The following is an 18,287-nucleotide window of genomic DNA, read 5'->3' on the forward strand; positions in this document are numbered from 1 at the left end:
TCGTGCAGTTCGACCTTTTATATCCGGAGGATTAACATGTTTTCAATTGCAGCTGAGGTCAGGAATACGCTTGGAGAGTGCCCGCTTTGGTGTGAAAGAACCCGCAGACTCTACTGGACTGACATTGAAGCCAGTGAACTGCTCGCCATAGAAGAAGGCAATGATGCAGTGATGCGCTGGTCGCTGCCTGAACGCCTTGGCTCCTTTGCACTGACTGAACAAAGTCACATTCTGCTGATGGGATTCGCGTCAGGGCTGGCTTTCTATGATCTCAACAGCAGTTTAATTACCCCAGTGGCCGCTTCACCGGGAGACATCGGGACCCGCATAGGTGATGGACGATGTGACCGTGCCGGTAATTTTGTCTTCGGGACGATGGATGACGGTTATCCCGTTAAAGTCCTCGGTAAGTTTCATCGACTCAACGCGGCAACGCTGACTGTTGAGACGCTTGCACTGCCCGATGTCGCTATACCGAACAGCATCTGTTTCAGCCCCGATGGTGGTACGCTCTATTACTGTGACTCGATGCAGGGTCGGATAATGTGCTGTGATTACCCCTTGATGCAGAACCAGCGCGTGTTCGCCGAAATCGAAGGCAGCGGCGCGCCTGACGGCTCCTGCGTGGATGAGATGGGCTATCTATGGAATGCTGAATGGGGAGGAAACCGTGTTGTCCGTTACCGCCCGGATGGGACCACAGACGCTATTCTGACGTCACCTGGAATCCAGAGCACCTGTCCGACACTCGGCGGTGAGGGTTTTACCCGTCTCTATTGCACCACGGCTACAGTGGGACTCACTGCGCTGTCTGAATATGACGGTGCATTGCTGAAAGCTGAATCTGATGTCAGCCCCGGCTTACCTGAAAATCGCTTTGCGGCACACACAGTTTAACGGTTTTGATACTGACAGAATTTTGCTAGTTCAGGCTCAAAGAAAATGTCCGCTTCTGGCACAAAGCGGACGTTGGTATCTACTTCAATCAGCCAATTGTACCTAACTCCGACAAATTGACTGCCTTAACAAAGCACTTATCCAGGTGCAGATATCAACTACTCCAGTTGCGTAATCTTTTATGGGCTACATCAATCTATCCTTTTACAACTAAACACCTCACCCCACCCTTCCCATCCTCAACATTGCCCGATACCAGGCACCGCGCTGAATCGACCACCTTAATCCCACCGCAATCGCATTAATCTTCCGGTCAATGATCGCCTGCTGAAAGCGGCCGATCTCAGTACCGGACATTGCCTGCGCCCAGGCTGGCATCAGCCCGAACCCTGACTTAAGCATGATTTTCATCACCGGTTTTGCCTGCCAGCTGGGTGCGGGAGCATTCATCAGCAATCGCGTCACTTCGGCAGTGCGATGATCAAAGCGCAGCTCTGAACGCATCTGTTGCAGATAATCCGCAACATCAACAACGCTTTTCGGTACCTTCTCCGCCCCCAGCGCTTCGGCAATCTGCGCCGCTTCCTGATAGTACTGATCCTGCCCGGCGCGGCTGAGGTGTGGATTTTTGTAGCGCAGATGGGCGGCCAGAAAACGGCTGGTCTCCGCCACATGCACCCAGGTCAGCAGATGCGGATCGCTGGCGGCATAGGGTTTGCCTTCGCTATCAACGCCGCTGACTTTCAGGTGAATGCGTTTCACCCGGTCAATCAGCGTCTGTGCATCCTGCGAATTACCGTAGGTGGTCACCGCGATAAACTGACTGGTGCGCCGCAGGCGGCCCATCATATCTTCACGGAAATTAGAGTGATCCCAGACGCCCGCCAGTGCCGCCGGATGCAGCATCTGCAACAGCAGCGCGCTGATCCCGCCACACATCATGGAGGTGAAGTCACCGTGGACGCGCCAGATCACGCTGTCCGGGCCAAACAGGCCGGGATCGCCAGGCGGTTGAGAAAGGTCAAATTCATTCATCGACAGGCCGTTAAGGCGGAATACCTGCTGCTGAATGCGGTCACGCAGATTAATCATGGCGGCTCTGATAGTGGATATGACGCGGCGCGCCGTAGCAGGACGCTAACGACGCGCCGCATCACCTTCCCCTGACGTCAGGGGAAAGGCTGACGGTTATAAATAGTTGAACTGCCCATCCTCGGTACGAACGGAATCGAGTCCAATCATCACGTTGAATTTGCCGGGCTCTGCAACATGCTGCATCTGCTGGTTCCAGAACTTCAGCGCATCCACGTCAATTTTAAAGGTCACGGTTTGCGACTCGCCTGCTTTCAGCATGATGCGCTTAAAGCCACGCAGCTCCTGCACCGGACGGCTGATGGAAGCGACCGGATCGTTGAGGTACATCTGCACCACCGTCGCGCCGTCGCGTTTACCGCTGTTGGTCACGGTCACGCTGGCTTCAATGCTGCCGTTACGCGGCATGGTCGGTGAGGACATTTTTACCGGCGACACGGTGAAAGTGGTATAGCTCAGGCCGTAACCAAACGGATAGAGCGGACCGTTAGCCGCGTCATAGTAGTGCGACGTGTATTTGTTCGGCTTAGCAAAGTTGTAAGGACGACCGGTTGGCAGATGGTTGTAATAGATCGGAATCTGACCCACTGAACGCGGGAAGGAAACCGGCAGTTTGCCCGACGGGTTGTAATCGCCGAACAGCACATCGGCGATGGCGTTGCCGCCTTCGGTGCCGCTGAACCAGGTTTCCAGCATCGCATCGGCCATCCGATCTTCATTCACCACTGACAGCGGGCGTCCGTTCATCAGCACAATCACCAGCGGTTTACCGGTGGCTTTCAGTGCCGCTAACAGCTTCTGCTGGCTCGGCGGGATCACCAGGTCGCTGCGGCTGGAGGCTTCGTGCGCCATACCCTGCGCTTCGCCCACGGCGGCAACCACCACATCGGCCTGCTTCGCTTTGGCGACCGCGTCATCAATCAACTGCTGCGGTGAACGCGTATCCACGGAAACCGCCTGCTCATAGAGGTTCAGGAAGTCCTGAATCCCTTTGTTGTCGGTGACGTTGGCGCCCTTCTCATAGAGCAGCGTAGCCTTGCCTTCGGTGGCATTGCGCATGCCCTGCAGCAGCGAAACGGATTGCTTCGCCACGCCAGCGGCGGACCAGCTGCCCATAATGTCGCGCTGACTGTCTGCCAGCGGACCAATCAGGGCAATGGTGCCCGATTTTTTCAGCGGCAGCGTTTCCAGGCGGTTTTTCAGCAACACGATGCTTTTACGCGCGACGTCGCGCGCTTCAGCCCGGTGCAGACGGCTTTCCGCATTGGTGTCCTGCGGATCGCTCTCTTTCGGACCTAAATGGCTGTAGGGATCGTTAAACAGGCCCATGTCATATTTGACGTTGAGCACATGGCGCGCCGCATCATCAATCTCCGCCATGGTGACGGCGCCGCTCTTCACCAGAGCGGGCAGATACTTGCTGTAATATTCGTCGCTCATGCTCATATCGACGCCCGACTTCAGGGCGATGCGCACCGCTTCCTGCGGATCGCTGGCGACGCCATGCTTGATCAGCTCTTTGATTGCGCCGTGGTCGCTGATGGTGATGCCTTTGAACTTCCACTTATCGCGCAGCAGATCTTTCAGCAACCAGCTGTCCGCCGTGGCGGGTACGCCATTGATCGAGTTCAGTGCCACCATCACGCCGCCGCTGCCGGCATCCAGTGAAGCTTTGTATGGCGGCAGATAGTCCTGGAACATGCGCTGCGGGCTCATGTCCACGGTGTTGTAATCGCGTCCGCCTTCAACTGCGCCATAAAGTGCGAAGTGCTTCACGCTGGTCATCACGCTGTAGCGATCGGCAGCACTTTTGCCCTGCATCGACTGCACCATGCTGCGACCCATTTCGCTGGTGAGATACGTATCCTCACCAAAGCCTTCGGAGCCACGGCCCCAGCGCGGTTCACGGCTGACATCCACCATCGGCGCCCAGGTCATGTTCAGGCCATCATCGGCTGCTTCATAGGCAGAGACGCGCCCCACCTCTTTCACCGCATCCAGATCCCAGCTTGACGCCAGGGCTAAAGGAATCGGGAAAATGGTGCGCTGACCATGAATAACGTCGTAGGCGAAAAACAGCGGGATCTTCAGGCGGCTGAGCTGCATCGCCTGATCCTGCATCGCGCGAATATCCTGACGGGTTACGGTATTAAAAATCGCGCCAACCTGACTCTTCTGAATCATGTCGCGAATCACTTCTTTCGGATTATCAGGTCCGACGCTGATTAAACGCAGCTGGCCGATCTTCTCGTCCAGCGTCATTTTTTTAAGCAGTTGGTTGACGAAGGCATCCCGCGCCTGTTCGGTCATCGGGTGGTTACCTGGCACTGTCTCAGCCAATGCGGGTTGCATCGCGAGGGAGACAGCGAGACTAACAGAGTAAATCCATTTCATCAGGTTGGGTTCTCTTAAGTAACTGCGCAATATCGAATAAACAGGCGGCAGTGTGCCACAAGATGAGAATAGCAGGTAGCTGCCGCTGTCACACTGCGTTGAGGTGAGTTGACGTGCTACAGTTAGGACGCACTGATAAGACAAGGGAATTGCTCATGATACAAACCTCTGCCCTGCTTTCTGACCTGCGCCGCCTGGTCGGCCCCACCCATCTGCTGACTGAACCTGAACAGACCGCGCGCTATCGCAAAGGCTTTCGCTCCGGCGAAGGCGAGGCGCTGGCGGTGGCGTTTCCCGGTACGCTGCTGGAACTCTGGCGGGTACTGCAAACGCTGGTAAATGCCGATGTCATTATCCTGATGCAGGCGGCGAATACCGGCCTGACCGAAGGCTCGACGCCGCATGGCGACGATTACGATCGTCCGCTGGTGATTGTCAGCACCCTGCGGCTGGATAAGCTTCAGCTGATCGACGAAGGCCAGCAGGTGCTGGCCTTCCCCGGCAGCACACTCTATCAGCTGGAAAAAGCGCTGAAGCCGCTGGGGCGTGAACCCCACTCGGTGATTGGCTCCTCCTGTATTGGTGCCTCGGTGCTGGGCGGCATCTGTAATAACTCCGGCGGATCGCTGATCAAACGCGGACCGGCCTACAGTGAAATGGCGCTGTTTGCCCAGATTGATGCGCAGGGAAAACTGAAGCTGGTGAACCATCTCGGTATCGATCTTGGGACGTCACCGGAAGAGATTCTGGGGCGGCTGGATGATGACCGCTGGCAGCCCAAAGATGTGCAGCACGATGGCCGTCACGCCTCCGATCATGAATATGCCGACCGGGTTCGTGAAGTGGATGCGGATACGCCCGCCCGTTACAACGCCGATGCGCGTCGCCTGTTTGAAGCCTCCGGTTGTGCCGGGAAGCTGGCGGTCTTCGCGGTGCGACTCGATACCTTCGCCAGCGAACCGCAGCAGCAGGTGTTTTACATCGGCACCAACGAGCCCGGCGTTCTCAGCGATATCCGCCGTCATATGCTGGCGCATTTCACCCATCTGCCTGTGGCGGGCGAATATATGCACCGCGACATCTATGACATTGCGGAAGTCTACGGCAAAGATACCTTCCTGATGATCGACAAGCTGGGCACCGACAAGATGCCGCTGTTTTTCACGCTCAAGGGGCGGGTTGATGCCTGGCTGAGCAAACTCTCCTTCGTTAAACCGCACTTCAGCGATCGCCTGTTGCAGCGCCTGAGTAAACTGTTCCCGGCGCATCTGCCGAAACGCATGAAGCAGTATCGCGATAAATATGAACACCATCTGATGCTGAAGATGTCTGGCGACGGCGTGGCTGAAGCGCGTAACTATCTGCGCGACTACTTCCGTGAAGGCGGCGGCGAATTCTTCGAGTGTGAAGGCAAAGAAGGTGCGCACGCCTTTCTGCATCGCTTTGCAGCGGCGGGTGCGGCGGTGCGCTACCACGCGGTGCATTCTGATGAGGTCGAGGACATTCTGGCGCTGGATATCGCCCTGCGTCGTAACGATGCGGACTGGTTCGAAACCCTGCCCGATGAGATCCGCGCCTCGCTGAGCCATCGTCTCTACTATGGTCACTTCTTCTGTCATGTGTTTCATCAGGATTACATCGTCAGAAAAGGCGTCGATGTGCATGCGCTCAAAGCGCAGATGCTGGAGATTCTTCAGGCGCGTGGCGCGGAATATCCCGCTGAACATAACGTCGGACATCTCTATCAGGCCAAACCGCAGCTGGCGGCGTTCTATCGCCAGCTCGATCCCACCAACAGCTTCAATCCTGGGATTGGCAAAACCAGCAAGCAAAAGGGATGGGCAGTGAAGCAGGTTTAATCGCCTTATCGGTCAGCCTGCTTATCTGAGCAGGCTGATTGTCATACAACCGGGAAGCCCGTTCACACCGCCAGCCTCCCGTTGCAGCGGCCCTGCAAATGACTAACATCTTTATCAAATAATTAATTCCCCTTCTCATATCGCACCTGCTTTATTTTATCTCATCGGGTTCTGCGCAATAGTTCACAAATCACCACGCTACTAATTGATAATTCGCGTCGCGAAAAATAGATTACCGCCACAATAATATTCTGCTTAATTATCCGGATTGCATTCAGGGAGGAATGATCATGCGAAAAATTAATTACGCGTTAGCGTTAGTTGAAATAGCCACCGTATTAATAGCGTTAACTGCAATAAGTTCATCACCGGCTTACGCCAGCGGATTTATTGAGGACTCATCGCTAAAAGGCAATGTTTTTTACTGGCAGCGTCAGCGAGATCGCAGAGACACCGATCCCGCCAGTGAATATCAGGGGCAGTATCGGGCTAATTTACATCATGCCTCGCTCAACAGTAATCTTGACTATCAGTCAGGCTATGCCGGGGAGTGGATTGGTCTGGACCTCGCCATTTTTGGTGCTGCTGAGCTTTCCAATAGCGGCCCCGCCGCACCCAATGAAATTGGCTTCAGTAAGGCGCATACCCGCTGGGATGAAAAGTGGAATGGCGACAGCGGTGGTGCTTCTGTTTATAAAGCCGCACTGAAAGTAAAATATAACGATTACTGGTTGCGCGCCGGTTATATTCAGCCAACCGGCCAGACAATTATTGCGCCACACTGGAGTTTCTTACCCGGAACCTATCGCGGCGTCGAAGTCGGTGCGCTGTATGATTTCCATCAAGCCGGTGCATTATCGCTCTCCTGGATGTGGAGCGACAAATATAAAGCGCCCTGGTATCGTGATTTATATAATTTTCGCCAGGCTGATGGCAAAACATCTGTCAGCTACCTGCATTCGTTCGGCATGAAATATGACTTCAGGAATAACCTGGTGCTTGAGGGCGCATTTGGCCAGGCGGCGGATTATATGGATCAATATTTTGCCAAAGCCTCGTGGTCAGCCACGCCTGGCGGCAATGCACTCTACACCAGCTATCAGTTTTACGGGGCGCACGACAAAGTAGCGGGCGGTGCCGCTAATCCCCGTGATGTCTATGACGGCCTGGCCTGGTTACAGGCGATCACGGTCGGTTACACCGTCGGCCCGGTTGATCTGCGCCTGGAAGGCAGCTGGGTCAAAGCAGAGGGGAATCAGGGCTTCTTCCTGCAGCGCATGACGCCAGGCTACGCCAGCTCCAATGGACGACTGGATATCTGGTGGGATGCCCGCTCCGACTGGAACGCCAATGGCGAAAAAGCGATCTTTGCCGGGGCGATGCTCGACTTAACGCCGTGGCAACTGGCGGGATGGAAAGTGGGCGCATCGTATGTCTGGGGCTGGGATGCCAGACCCGCCACGCTGCCCACCGTTGACCAGAGCCAGCGGCTGAAAGAGTCCGCCTGGAACCTTGATCTGATCTATCAAATCCAGCAGGGCCGCGCCAAAGATACCCAGTTCAGACTGCATTACACCCGCTACGACAATCACAGCAATCTGCCCAGTTACAGCGGCGGTTACGGCAACATTTTTCAGGACGAGAAGGACATCAAATTTATGGTTATCGTGCCGTTTACACTGTTCTGACGCCCTGCAGATTCCCGGATATCTCTTCAGCAGCAAGGATGAATCAATATGTTTAAGTTAAGCCTTATCGCGCTCACTCTGCTGGGCGCTGCAGCCACAGGCCACGCCAGCTCGTCAGCGCAGCAGGTGGTGAAACAGATCAGTCAGTTTGGCGTCACTTATCAGGTGAACGATAATCAGGCCGCCCTGCATGGCACCGACTGCGCCGCGCTGGGTGCCGACTATGCCGCCTGCAATCGCGCCACCATTACCCTGACCAATAACGGCCCAGCCCTGACCGACAAACACTGGGCAATCTACATGAGCAACGTCCACCAGACGCTGCGGGTCGATAACGATCAGTTTAAAATGACCCATCTGGTCGGCGACCTGACCCGGCTGGAGCCGACTGACAAATTCACCGGCATTGGCGCGGGCGAATCGGTGCAGATTCCGATCGTTAACGAATACTGGCAGCTGTTTGTCACGGATGTGATGCCGCGCTGGTATGTGACGTCCGGGCAGGCCACCCCCAAAATTATTGCCAGCACCGATCATGAAGATCCCAGTCAATTTGTATTGCCGTTGGGGGATAACTGGCGTCGCAGTGCCGATGACCGGAATATCCTGATGCAACCCGCCAGCCGGTTTGATAAAAACAGCGATGTTGCCACCCTGCCCGCTTCCGCGCTGCGCGGTCAAATCACACCCACGCCGCTTGAGGTGAAACTGCGTCCGCAGGATGCCGATCTCAGCCGTGGCGTCAGTCTGTCTCTGACCGGGCTGACCCGCGAAACCGGTGAGGCGGTAAAGCAGCGTCTGGCCCTGCTTGGCCTGAAAGAAGCGCCTGATGGATTTGCCATCAGGACACAGATCAAACCGGGTCACTTCAGCGGCAAACAGGCTAAACCGGGCGCATACGATCTGGATATCACTCCCCGCCGCGCCATTGTGGTGGGCTACGATGCTGCCGGTGCGTTCTATGGTCTGATGTCGATTCTCTCGCTGATTCCTACAGAAGGCGCGCCGCGTATTGCCACGCTGGAAGCCTATGATGCGCCACGCTTTGCCTATCGCGGCGCGTTTCTCGACGTTGCCCGTAACTTTCACAGTAAACAGGCGGTCATGCGGCTGCTTGATCAGATGGCAGCATGGAAGATGAACCGCTTCCACTTTCACCTCAGTGACGATGAGGGCTGGCGGATTGAGATTCCCGGCTTACCGGAATTGACTGACGTGGGGGCTAAACGCTGCCATGACCTGAGCGAACAGCGCTGCCTGCTGCCGCAACTCGGTTCCGGTCCGTTCAGCGATAACAACGGCAGCGGCTATTTCAGCCGTGCCGACTACATCGAGATTGTGAAGTATGCGCAGGCCCGTCACATCCAGGTGATCCCGGAAATTGATATGCCCGCCCATGCCCGTGCCGCCGTCATCGCCATGGAAGCGCGCTATCAGCGGCTGATGAAGGAGGGAGAAGCTGAACAGGCCAGTGCGTATCGCCTGATCGATCCCACTGACGACTCCAATACCACCTCGGTGCAGCTCTATGACCGCACCAGCTATCTCAATCCCTGCATTGCGGGTTCTCAGCGGTTTGTCGATAAAGTGATCGGTGAGGTTCAGGCAATGCACCGGGAAGCGGGACAGCCGCTCGGCGTCTGGCATTTTGGCGGTGATGAAGCGAAGAATATCCGGCTGGGTGCTGGCTACTCGGATAAACGCGACCCTAAATCGGGCACCGGTCTGCGCGACTGGAGTAAAGAAGATCTGCCGTGGGCGAAATCGCAGGTTTGTCAGGCGCTGGTGAAGAGCGGCAAAGTGGACGATCTGGCGCACCTGCCGAGCTACTTTGCCCTGACCGTCAGTGACATTGTTAACCGGCACGGTATTGGCAAAATGCAGGCCTGGCAGGATGGTTTAAAACATGCCAAAGATTCAGCAGCCTTTGCCACACCGCGCGTCGCGGTCAACTTCTGGGACACCCTCTACTGGGGCGGTTTTGACACAGCCAGTGACTGGTCACAGAAAGGCTACGACGTGGTGATCTCCAGCCCCGACTATCTCTATCTGGATTTTCCGTATGAAGTTAACCCGCTGGAGCGCGGCTATTACTGGGGCACGCGCTTCAACGACGAGCGCAAAATCTTTGGCTTCGCGCCGGACAACCTGCCGCAGAATGCTGAAACCTCGGTGGATCGCGACGGCAACTTTTTCAGCGCCAAATCAGAGAAGCCCTGGAGCGGTGCTTACGGCATTTCGGCCCAGCTGTGGAGCGAAACGGTGCGCACTGACGCTCAAATGGAGCACATGATCTACCCTCGCCTGTTTTCGGTAGCGGAACGAAGCTGGCACCTCGCCAGCTGGGAGCAGGATTACAAGGCGGGTCAGGAGTATGCGGGGGGTAAAACCCATCTGGTCGATCAGCAGGCGCGCCTGAATGACTGGCAGCGATTTGCCAATCTGCTGGGACAGCGGGAACTGGCGAAGCTGGATAAGGCGGGCATCGATTATCGCCTGCCGGTGCCGGGAGCCAGAATCGTTGATGGCATCCTGTCGATGAATGTGGCCTTACCGGGCGTGACGCTGGAGTACAGTCTGGACAAGGGCACAAACTGGCAGCGCTACGATGTCAACAGACCGCCGCAGGTCAGCGGTGCAGTGGCAATTCGCTCGGTGAGCCGCGACGGGCAGCACACCAGCCGCGTTGAATCTCTGTAGAAAACGGAGTGAGAACGGGCTGAAAAGCCAGCGTTTGAATATGAAAAAGGCCGACAGAAGTCAGCCCTTTGATTGCTGCCAATCCTGAAGCAGGGTGAATCTGGCAGCAATGAAGAAACTTAATGCGCTGGGAACACGGTCAGAAGAGGAAAGCGTCCCACGCCATGGACAAAAACGTCAGGAGCGTTTTTGAACAACGCAAAGCGTTGGCCCGGCTACGGGCGCACCTCAGGGATGAGGTGCGTAATTGCGTGGGCCGAGCATGTCATGGATGACAGCTTTTGCGTCTTTCCGATCTGACCGTGTTCCCTGTGCCAGCTCGATTACACAGCTAACCGGGCTACACTGTATTTACCATCAGAGCCGACAGAAGTCGGCCTTTACACACCTAAACCAGCTTCTCTTCGGGGACCGGCTCCGCACCCGCCATCTGCTGACGGCGCTCGATAATCATGGTCTGCGGTGTGGAAAGCAGAATGCCCTCTTTACGCAGACGCGTCAGAATATCGAACAGCAGGTCGCTCTTCGCCCCTGCGATCTGGCGCTGACCCGCCACGTTACCGGTGACGCTCAGTATAATTCCCTGTTGAGTCAGATCTTTAAACGAAACGGATGGCTCTGGCGTCTCCAGAATGCGTTCATTTTCGTTGTAGACCTCCAGCAGGATATCGCGCACTTTTGCCGGATCGATGTCGAGCGGGAAAGTCAGCGTAATCGTGACCACCCCCTGCGCATTACCCATGGTGGCATTGCGCACGTTCTGCGAGATAAACTGCGAGTTCGGCACAATTACCGTGGATTTATCGCCCAGTTGGATCTCGGTGGCGCGCACGTTAATCCGGCGGATATCCCCTTCGATACCGCTGATGCTCACCAGATCGCCAACTTTCACTGGCCGCTCGGTCAAGAGAATCAGCCCCGAAATAAAGTTCTTCACAATCTCCTGTAAGCCAAAACCGATACCAACCGACAAGGCACTGACGATCCAGGCCAGCTTATTCCACTGCAGGCCCATGATCGACAACGTCAGCAGGATAATCAGTACATAACCGATGTTGCTGAACAGCGTCACCAGCGACACCCGCATGCCCACATCCATGGTGGTTTTCGGCAGAAAATCGGTGTCGAGCCAGCGGCGCACCGTTCGCAGCACATAGATGCCGACGATCAGGCAGATTATCGCATTCACCATATGCGCCGGGACGATATTCAGGGATTCAAGTCCTTTACCGCCCCAGAACTCAATCACTTTTTGCAGCAGCTCAATCGGCGTTGAAGAGGCAAAGGTCCCGTTGACCAGCGCCAGCGCCACAACCAGCACCAGGAAGGTTTTACCGATGGCCGTCAGCAACGTAGCCGTTTGCTGCAGATGACGCTCATTGATGTTAAGCGAACTCTGAATGCGGCGACCGGTTGCGTTACTGGTCGAGAACAGGCTCTCACAGCCATCGTTGAGCAGATGACTGAGGAAGTAGAACGAACCAAACAGCAGGCCGCACCAGATCACTTCATAACTCAGGAAGCGCGCCAGCGTGACGTAACCGATGAGCAGCGACACCAGAATGGCGATGCCGGTCAGCGTCAGGCCCATCTGGATCAGTCCCACCAGCGTGGAACGGGCCTCCGGTGGTGTGCCCGCCAGGGTCATACGGCGACGAACCCGGTTGGTGCGCATGCTGATCGCCAGCGCGGTAGAACCAATCAGCAGTGCCGTCAGCCCGTTGGCAAAAATGGTGGTATTCAGGCTGGTGCCGACGCTGTAGTTAAACGCCTCGACCGTCTGGAAGATAAAGACCAGCACGGCGGTAATCGGTGGAAACGGTTTTAACGCCATCGCCACTTCATTGGAGATGGTCGGTAAACGCCAGCTGGGGCGACGGGTAGAAAGGAAAGCGCGTCCCAGTCCGGCAATCAGGCCACAAAAGACACTGAGCCGAACCAGTTGATCCACAAAGTCCTGAACGTTTTCAGAAACCTCATCACGGCGGGTAAAGGCCAGGGCGATAAAGTTAAAGGTGAGGACGACAGCCACCAGGGTGGTCAGGGCTATCGCTGCCGCCAGGAAACTGCGGCGCAGCTTCCCTTCCGGCAGTTTGTGAATGCTGATCCAGGCCAGAAACTCTTCGCTGTATCGACGGCCAGCCGTCATTACCAGCATGGCAGCCAGCAGCCAGAAGACACTGCCCACGCGCCAGCCCGGCTCCCATGAGAGTGCCGCGGTGTCCTGCAACTCCTGCAGGAATTCACCGATTTTCTCGCCATCCAGATCCTGACTATTGAGCAGCGGTGACCAGAAGCGCGGCCCCAGAATGGTGCCGGAGTTCAGCGCCAGCTGGCTTTTCAGCTGATCGCGGCGCAGGTTAACAATCTGCGAGGAGAGCATCAGCGCGCCATTTTTAATGCCTTCGGCCTGTTTGATCTGATCGTCGAGTTTGCTTTTCTGACTCTCCAGCGCGTTACGCTTGCGCGTCACTTCCGACGTCTCTTTTACGCCGCTGTCGGCTTTAGGTGCCGGTCCCAGTACCTGCAACTGGGCGTCCAGTTGCTGGCGATCGGGGAGCAGCGCCTGGCCCAGCGTGTCGGCACTGCCTGAGAGCTCAAGCGCCATTTCATTCAGCTGAGTCAGCTTGTTTTCGCCAGCATCAACGGAGACCTGACTTTTGATTTTATCGAGGATCTTCTGCATTTTCGGCAGTTCAACCGCAGCATTCAGCTTCGGCGGCGCATCCTGTTCCTGAGCAGCAGTGGCCTTATCATCCGCGGCCAGCGTCAGCGCCGGGGCAAATGCCACCAGCGCCAGCATTAACAATGCAAAAAAGGATCGTAGCTTAAACATATGAGTAAGATTCCGGCAGCTTAAATCAGGCGATCGTCCCTCGCCAGTCGCGCGTAGTGTAGGGCTTTGCAAGGGATGGCAATATAGGAATAACGGGCATTTTTCGGGCTAATTCGGCACAGACAGAGACGTGAAAATCGTTGTACGCCTCTGCCTGCATCATCCCGGATACCCGCTCAGCCTGCAGGTAATGCCAGTGTCCGCAGCGCGTAACACCGGCCATTTTCTACTCAACGTCGGCGCTGCTGGCCCCATTACTGGCAACCTGGCCCGATTTCTGTTTTTTATACGCCAGCGCGGCGGCCGGCACCGGAGCCGCTTTACCGGTCTCAATCCAGCTGCGCAGACGGTTAGCGTCGGCGAAGTGGGTATATTTGCCAAAGGCATCCAGCACCACCAGCGCCACCGGACGATTATTAATCATGGTGCGCATCACCAGGCAGTGGCCCGCCTCATCGGTGTAGCCGGTTTTAGTCAGCTGAATGTGCCAGTCATCTTTATAGACCAGATGGTTGGTGTTGCGGAACGGCAGCGCATAGCTCGGATGGGCAAACACCGCCGTCTCCTCTTTAGTGGTGCTGAGCGCGCCAAGCAGCGGATATTCCCGCGTTGCTTTGAGTAATTTAACCAGATCCTGCGCGCTGGAGACGTTTTGCGTCGACAGGCCGGTTGGCTCCACGTAGCGGGTCTGTTTCATGCCCAGTGACCGCGCTTTCGCGTTCATCGCCCGGATAAAGGCGTTATAGCCGCCCGGATAAGCATGAGCCAGGCTGGCGGCGGCGCGGTTTTCCGAGGACATCAGCGCCAGCAGCAGCATATTACGGCGGCTAATCTGGCTGTTGAGCTTAACGCGTGAGAAGACACCCCGCATTTCCGGCGTCTGGCTGACATCGACAGTTATCATCTCGTTCATCGGCAGATGCGCATCCAGCACCACCATAGCGGTCATCAGCTTGGTGATGGAGGCAATGGGCCTGACCCGATCAGGGTGGCTGGAAAACAGCACTTTATTGGTCGTGAGATCGACAATCATCGCACTGCCAGAGGCGATCTGCGGCTGAGCAATAGGCGCCAGTTGCGACAGCGACGTCGTTGCCTGCGCCGGAAGTGAAACAATCTGCCCTGAAACGAGCAGCGCCAGCGAAAGCAGGGTGGAACGAATTTTTGCAGGCATCGTAGAAAAAACCCGGTTATGAATATGTACTGTGTCAGACCGACACAGGCCGCCCGCTTCAGTGAGGTCGGAGCGCGGGCTGGCGGCGATATCATACCCGTAAGGTTAAGAAATTTCCTGGTGAGAGTGTTTCCGGGCGTAAAAAGAGAACTGCCGCCAGAGCGGCGGCAGCGGTCGGTCAGAACAGATGCGGTCCATATCCCCACAGCACCACGGTTAATGCCAGTAACACTTCAAATACCAGCACGCCGATGGCCAGCGTTGAACCGGAAAAGCGCAGACTCTCTTCGCGGTCGATATTCAGAAACAGTGGAATGCCGATATAGAGCAGATAACCGGTGTAGAGCAGCGCCAGCGCGCCCGCCAGCACGCAGAGCCAGACCAGCGGATAGAGCGCCACCAGCCCGCTGAGAAACAGCGGCGTGGCCACATAGCCCGCAAACACCGTACAACGCTGTACGCCAGGGCGCTGCGGATAATCACGTGCCATCCAGTGAATCACGCGTCCCATTACCGCGACGCCACCCAGAATAATCAGATAGAACAGAATGCCAAGCCCAATCCCGGTTAACAGGTTGAGTTGCACATATTGCCCCTCGCCCAGATTCCAGCCCAGCTGAGTTGTGCCAATAAAGGCGCAGATTACCGGAATCGCCGCCATCAGCAGAACATGGTGGGTGTAATGGTGCGATACGCTCTCATTCTCTTGCTTGATATGACGCATTTCCTGATTCGGATGCGCCAGCAGACCCCAGACATGATTCATAGATTCACTCCTCTGATGCAGTGGGCCGCCCGATGATGCATCCGTCTTTGGGGGCAGCGTCCTCTCAAGTATAAACGGCAGCGAAACTTTCGTGGTGACCGGACAAAAAAACAGCATAAATAAACGGACCCGTGAGGCACGGGCGGAAGCGAAGCCAAATCGCGTATAGACTGGAAGAAACTGTCACTGAACAGGGAGGGTCATTTTGCATCTGGATATCAACGCATTAATTACGCAGTACGGTTATCTGGCACTTTTTATTGGCTGTATCGCCGAGGGGGAAACATTTACGTTGCTGGGTGGCGTCGCCGCGCATGAGGGGCTGCTGCATTACGTGGGGGTGGTGCTGGCCGCCATGGGTGGCGGTATTGTCGGCGATCAACTGCTCTACTGGGTCGGTCGCCGCTGGGGCACGCAGATCCTGCGCCGCTTTAAAAAGCATCAGGATAAAGTGGTCAAGGCGAACCGCCTGATTAAACGCCATCCCAGCCTGTTTGTGATTGGCGTGCGCTTTATGTATGGCTTTCGACTGATTGGCCCAATCATCATCGGGGCCAGCCGCCTCAATCCAATGAAGTTTTTTATTCTTAACGTCATCGGGGCGGCCATCTGGGCGCTGATCTTTGTCACCCTGGGCTATTTCGCGGGCGGCATCATCGCGCCGTGGCTGCATAAACTCGACCAGCATCTGAAGCATCTGCTGTGGCTGGTCGGCGCAGTGGTATTCGCCTTTGCGCTGCGCTGGGTGATCCGCCGCTGGCACAACCGTCGTGCCGATCAGGAATAAATGAACCACGGATTCGCCAGCAGACGCCACCGGCTATGAGAGTGAGCTGACCGGTGGCACAGGTCGCCGACGCTGAGCAGCGCCTGGGGACCCTGCTGACGATTTCCCATGTCTCACCCGCCCTCACCCCTTCCCTGTCTCATTCAACCGTACGTTAACCATCTGTGCCCAAACGAAGCCGCATCAGATGGCTCAGCTATAGTTAGGATGGACACTGACAGGGAGATGAGGATGAGTAAGGTAAAACGTAAGATTGAAGACCATGGCGTGATCGGAGATTTGCGCACCTGCGCACTGGTCGCGAATGATGGCACCATTGATTATCTCTGCTGGCCGGAACTCGACAGCCCGTCGGTCTTTGCCGCCCTGCTCGACAGCGATGATGCCGGGCTTTTCTCCCTGGCCCCAGACTGGCCCAATGCGCGACGTCAGCAGCTCTACCTGCCCGATACCAACATCCTGCAGACCCGCTGGCTGGATGATGAAGGCGTGGCGGAGATCACCGACTACATGCCGATTTGTGATGACAAGGACAAGCTGCCGCGTCTGATCCGGCGGGTCAAAATGGTACGCGGCAGCGCGACCTTTAGCCTGCGCTGTTCACCGCGCCACGACTATGCCCGGGCGCAGACCCGCGCAGAGGCGCACAACGGCTGTATCGATTTTCATGCTGAAGGCCAGCCGTCGCTACGCCTCGCCGCCAGCGTGGTGATGACGCTGGAAGATGAAAGTGCTACCGCCCTCTTCACGTTGCAACCCGGTGAACATGCGCAGTTTGAATTTGGCAGCGTGGATGATGCGCATATCGAAGCCCTGACCACCGAACACTGCTTTGAAGAGACGCTGAACTACTGGCGACGCTGGAGCGCCCACAGTAACTATCAGGGACGCTGGCGCGAAATGGTGCAGCGTTCGGCGCTGGTCCTCAAACTGCTGACTTCACATCAGCACGGCTCTATTGCGGCGGCGGCAACCTTTGGCCTGCCCGAAGAGCTGGGCGGCGAACGCAACTGGGACTATCGCGCCTCCTGGATCCGTGACGCCTCGTTCAGCATGTATGCCCTGATGCGGCTGGGCTACACCGATGAAGCCAAACACTTTACCCACTGGGTTGGTCGCTGCGTTGAAAACAGCCATCACGATGAGATGCGCCTGCAGGTCATGTACCGGCTGGACAGCGGCACCGAGCTACACGAGATGGAGCTGCTGAATCTCTCCGGCTATGCCGACTCCCGTCCGGTGCGCATCGGCAATGACGCCTGGCAGCAGACCCAGCTCGATATCTATGGCGAACTGATGGATGCGGTCTATCTGGCCAATAAATATGGTGAGGCGATCTCCCAGCGCGGCTGGGAACATGTCGTCAAAATGATCGACTGGCTGTGTGACAACTGGAATCAGCCTGATGCCGGTATCTGGGAGATGCGCGGTGAACCGGAACATTTCCTGCATTCACGTCTGATGTGCTGGGTTGCGATGGATCGCGCGCTGCGTCTGGGCATGAAGCGATCGCTGCCGATGCCTTATGAACGCTGGGATCGGGCGCGCCGGGAGATCCGCGAAGATATCTGGGCTAACTTCTGGAACAGTGAGCGGGGTCACTTCTCTTCGACCCGTCATGGCGAACATCTCGACGCCTCAATGCTGCTGATGCCGCTGGTGCGTTTTGTGGGAGCCACCGACCCGGACTGGATTGCCACGCTGGATGCGATCAAAACTAATCTGGTCAGCGACGGTATGGTGCGCCGTTACAATACGCATGAGACGCCCGCCGATGGCCTGAAAGGCTCAGAAGGGTCCTTCGGAGCCTGCTCCTTCTGGTATGTCGAGTGTCTGGCGCGCGCGGGCCGGATTCAGGAAGCGCATTTTGAATTTGAAAAGTTACTGAGCTACGCCAATCCACTGGGCCTCTACGCGGAGGAGTTTGACAGCCACGGCCATGCGCTGGGCAACACGCCGCAGGCGCTGACCCATCTGGCGTTAATCAGTGCCGCCTTTTTCCTGAACCGCAAACTCAGCGGCGAACAAACGCAGTGGCAACCTTAGTCAGGGATAACCCCGGAAAGCCCCATTTTTAGCGCCCTGCTTTCCGGA

At 56.4% G+C, this 18,287-nt stretch carries 11 protein-coding genes; 6 read left to right on the forward strand and 5 right to left on the reverse strand.

Going from position 1 to position 18,287, the window contains the following annotated elements:
- Positions 1 to 36 precede the first annotated feature (36 nt).
- Complete coding sequence (locus tag EPG66_RS05895; RefSeq protein ID WP_182686228.1) at positions 37 to 897, forward strand: SMP-30/gluconolactonase/LRE family protein; 861 nt, start codon at positions 37 to 39, stop codon at positions 895 to 897.
- Between the two features lie 219 nt (positions 898 to 1,116).
- On the opposite strand, the gene EPG66_RS05900 is transcribed toward EPG66_RS05895, so the two are convergent.
- Both EPG66_RS05900 and bglX read right to left on the reverse strand, forming a co-directional pair.
- Entirely contained in the window at positions 1,117 to 1,989 is an 873-nt protein-coding gene (locus EPG66_RS05900; RefSeq protein WP_182686230.1) for an oxygenase MpaB family protein, read from the reverse strand.
- A gap of 96 nt (positions 1,990 to 2,085) precedes the next feature.
- Positions 2,086 to 4,383: a beta-glucosidase BglX gene (gene bglX / locus EPG66_RS05905; protein ID WP_033779533.1), complete on the reverse strand. Its 2,298-nt coding sequence runs from the start codon at positions 4,381 to 4,383 to the stop codon at positions 2,086 to 2,088.
- A 155-nt stretch (positions 4,384 to 4,538) separates the two neighbouring features.
- Between bglX and dld the strand changes: the two genes are divergently transcribed.
- The 3 genes from dld (at position 4,539) to EPG66_RS05920 (ending at position 10,630) form a co-directional block, all read left to right on the forward strand.
- Positions 4,539 to 6,242 (forward strand): D-lactate dehydrogenase, encoded by a 1,704-nt coding sequence (dld, locus tag EPG66_RS05910; RefSeq protein WP_010260312.1) that lies wholly within the window; start codon positions 4,539 to 4,541, stop codon positions 6,240 to 6,242.
- Between the two features lie 290 nt (positions 6,243 to 6,532).
- The gene (gene chiP, locus EPG66_RS05915) at positions 6,533 to 7,930 is read left to right on the forward strand and encodes a chitoporin ChiP (protein WP_182686232.1); all 1,398 of its coding nucleotides are present in this window, start codon (positions 6,533 to 6,535) and stop codon (positions 7,928 to 7,930) included.
- 48 nt (positions 7,931 to 7,978) lie between these two features.
- Positions 7,979 to 10,630 carry a beta-N-acetylhexosaminidase gene (locus EPG66_RS05920; RefSeq protein ID WP_182686235.1) on the forward strand — a complete coding sequence of 884 codons (2,652 nt, stop codon included), beginning with the start codon at positions 7,979 to 7,981 and terminating at the stop codon, positions 10,628 to 10,630.
- A 388-nt stretch (positions 10,631 to 11,018) separates the two neighbouring features.
- Here EPG66_RS05920 and EPG66_RS05925 read toward each other — a convergent pair whose 3' ends face one another.
- The 3 genes from EPG66_RS05925 to EPG66_RS05935 all read right to left on the reverse strand — a co-directional run bounded on the left by EPG66_RS05925 (position 11,019) and on the right by EPG66_RS05935 (position 15,406).
- Positions 11,019 to 13,466, reverse strand: coding sequence for a DUF3772 domain-containing protein (locus EPG66_RS05925; protein WP_182686237.1), 2,448 nt, complete (start codon positions 13,464 to 13,466; stop codon positions 11,019 to 11,021).
- Positions 13,467 to 13,692: 226 nt separating this feature from the next.
- Entirely contained in the window at positions 13,693 to 14,640 is a 948-nt protein-coding gene (gene pbpG, locus EPG66_RS05930) for a D-alanyl-D-alanine endopeptidase (RefSeq protein ID WP_010669685.1), read from the reverse strand.
- Between the two features lie 178 nt (positions 14,641 to 14,818).
- The gene (locus EPG66_RS05935; RefSeq protein ID WP_010260296.1) at positions 14,819 to 15,406 is read right to left on the reverse strand and encodes a Yip1 family protein; all 588 of its coding nucleotides are present in this window, start codon (positions 15,404 to 15,406) and stop codon (positions 14,819 to 14,821) included.
- A gap of 205 nt (positions 15,407 to 15,611) precedes the next feature.
- Between EPG66_RS05935 and EPG66_RS05940 the strand changes: the two genes are divergently transcribed.
- The gene (locus EPG66_RS05940; RefSeq protein WP_083068646.1) at positions 15,612 to 16,193 is read left to right on the forward strand and encodes a DedA family protein; all 582 of its coding nucleotides are present in this window, start codon (positions 15,612 to 15,614) and stop codon (positions 16,191 to 16,193) included.
- Between the two features lie 231 nt (positions 16,194 to 16,424).
- A complete protein-coding gene (locus EPG66_RS05945) occupies positions 16,425 to 18,239 on the forward strand; it encodes a glycoside hydrolase family 15 protein (RefSeq protein ID WP_039387692.1) in 1,815 nt (604 codons plus the stop codon).
- The last annotated feature ends 48 nt before the right edge of the window (positions 18,240 to 18,287 follow it).

Origin of the sequence: Pantoea pleuroti, assembly GCF_014156615.1 — a bacterium.
Classification (GTDB): domain Bacteria; phylum Pseudomonadota; class Gammaproteobacteria; order Enterobacterales; family Enterobacteriaceae; genus Pantoea; species Pantoea agglomerans.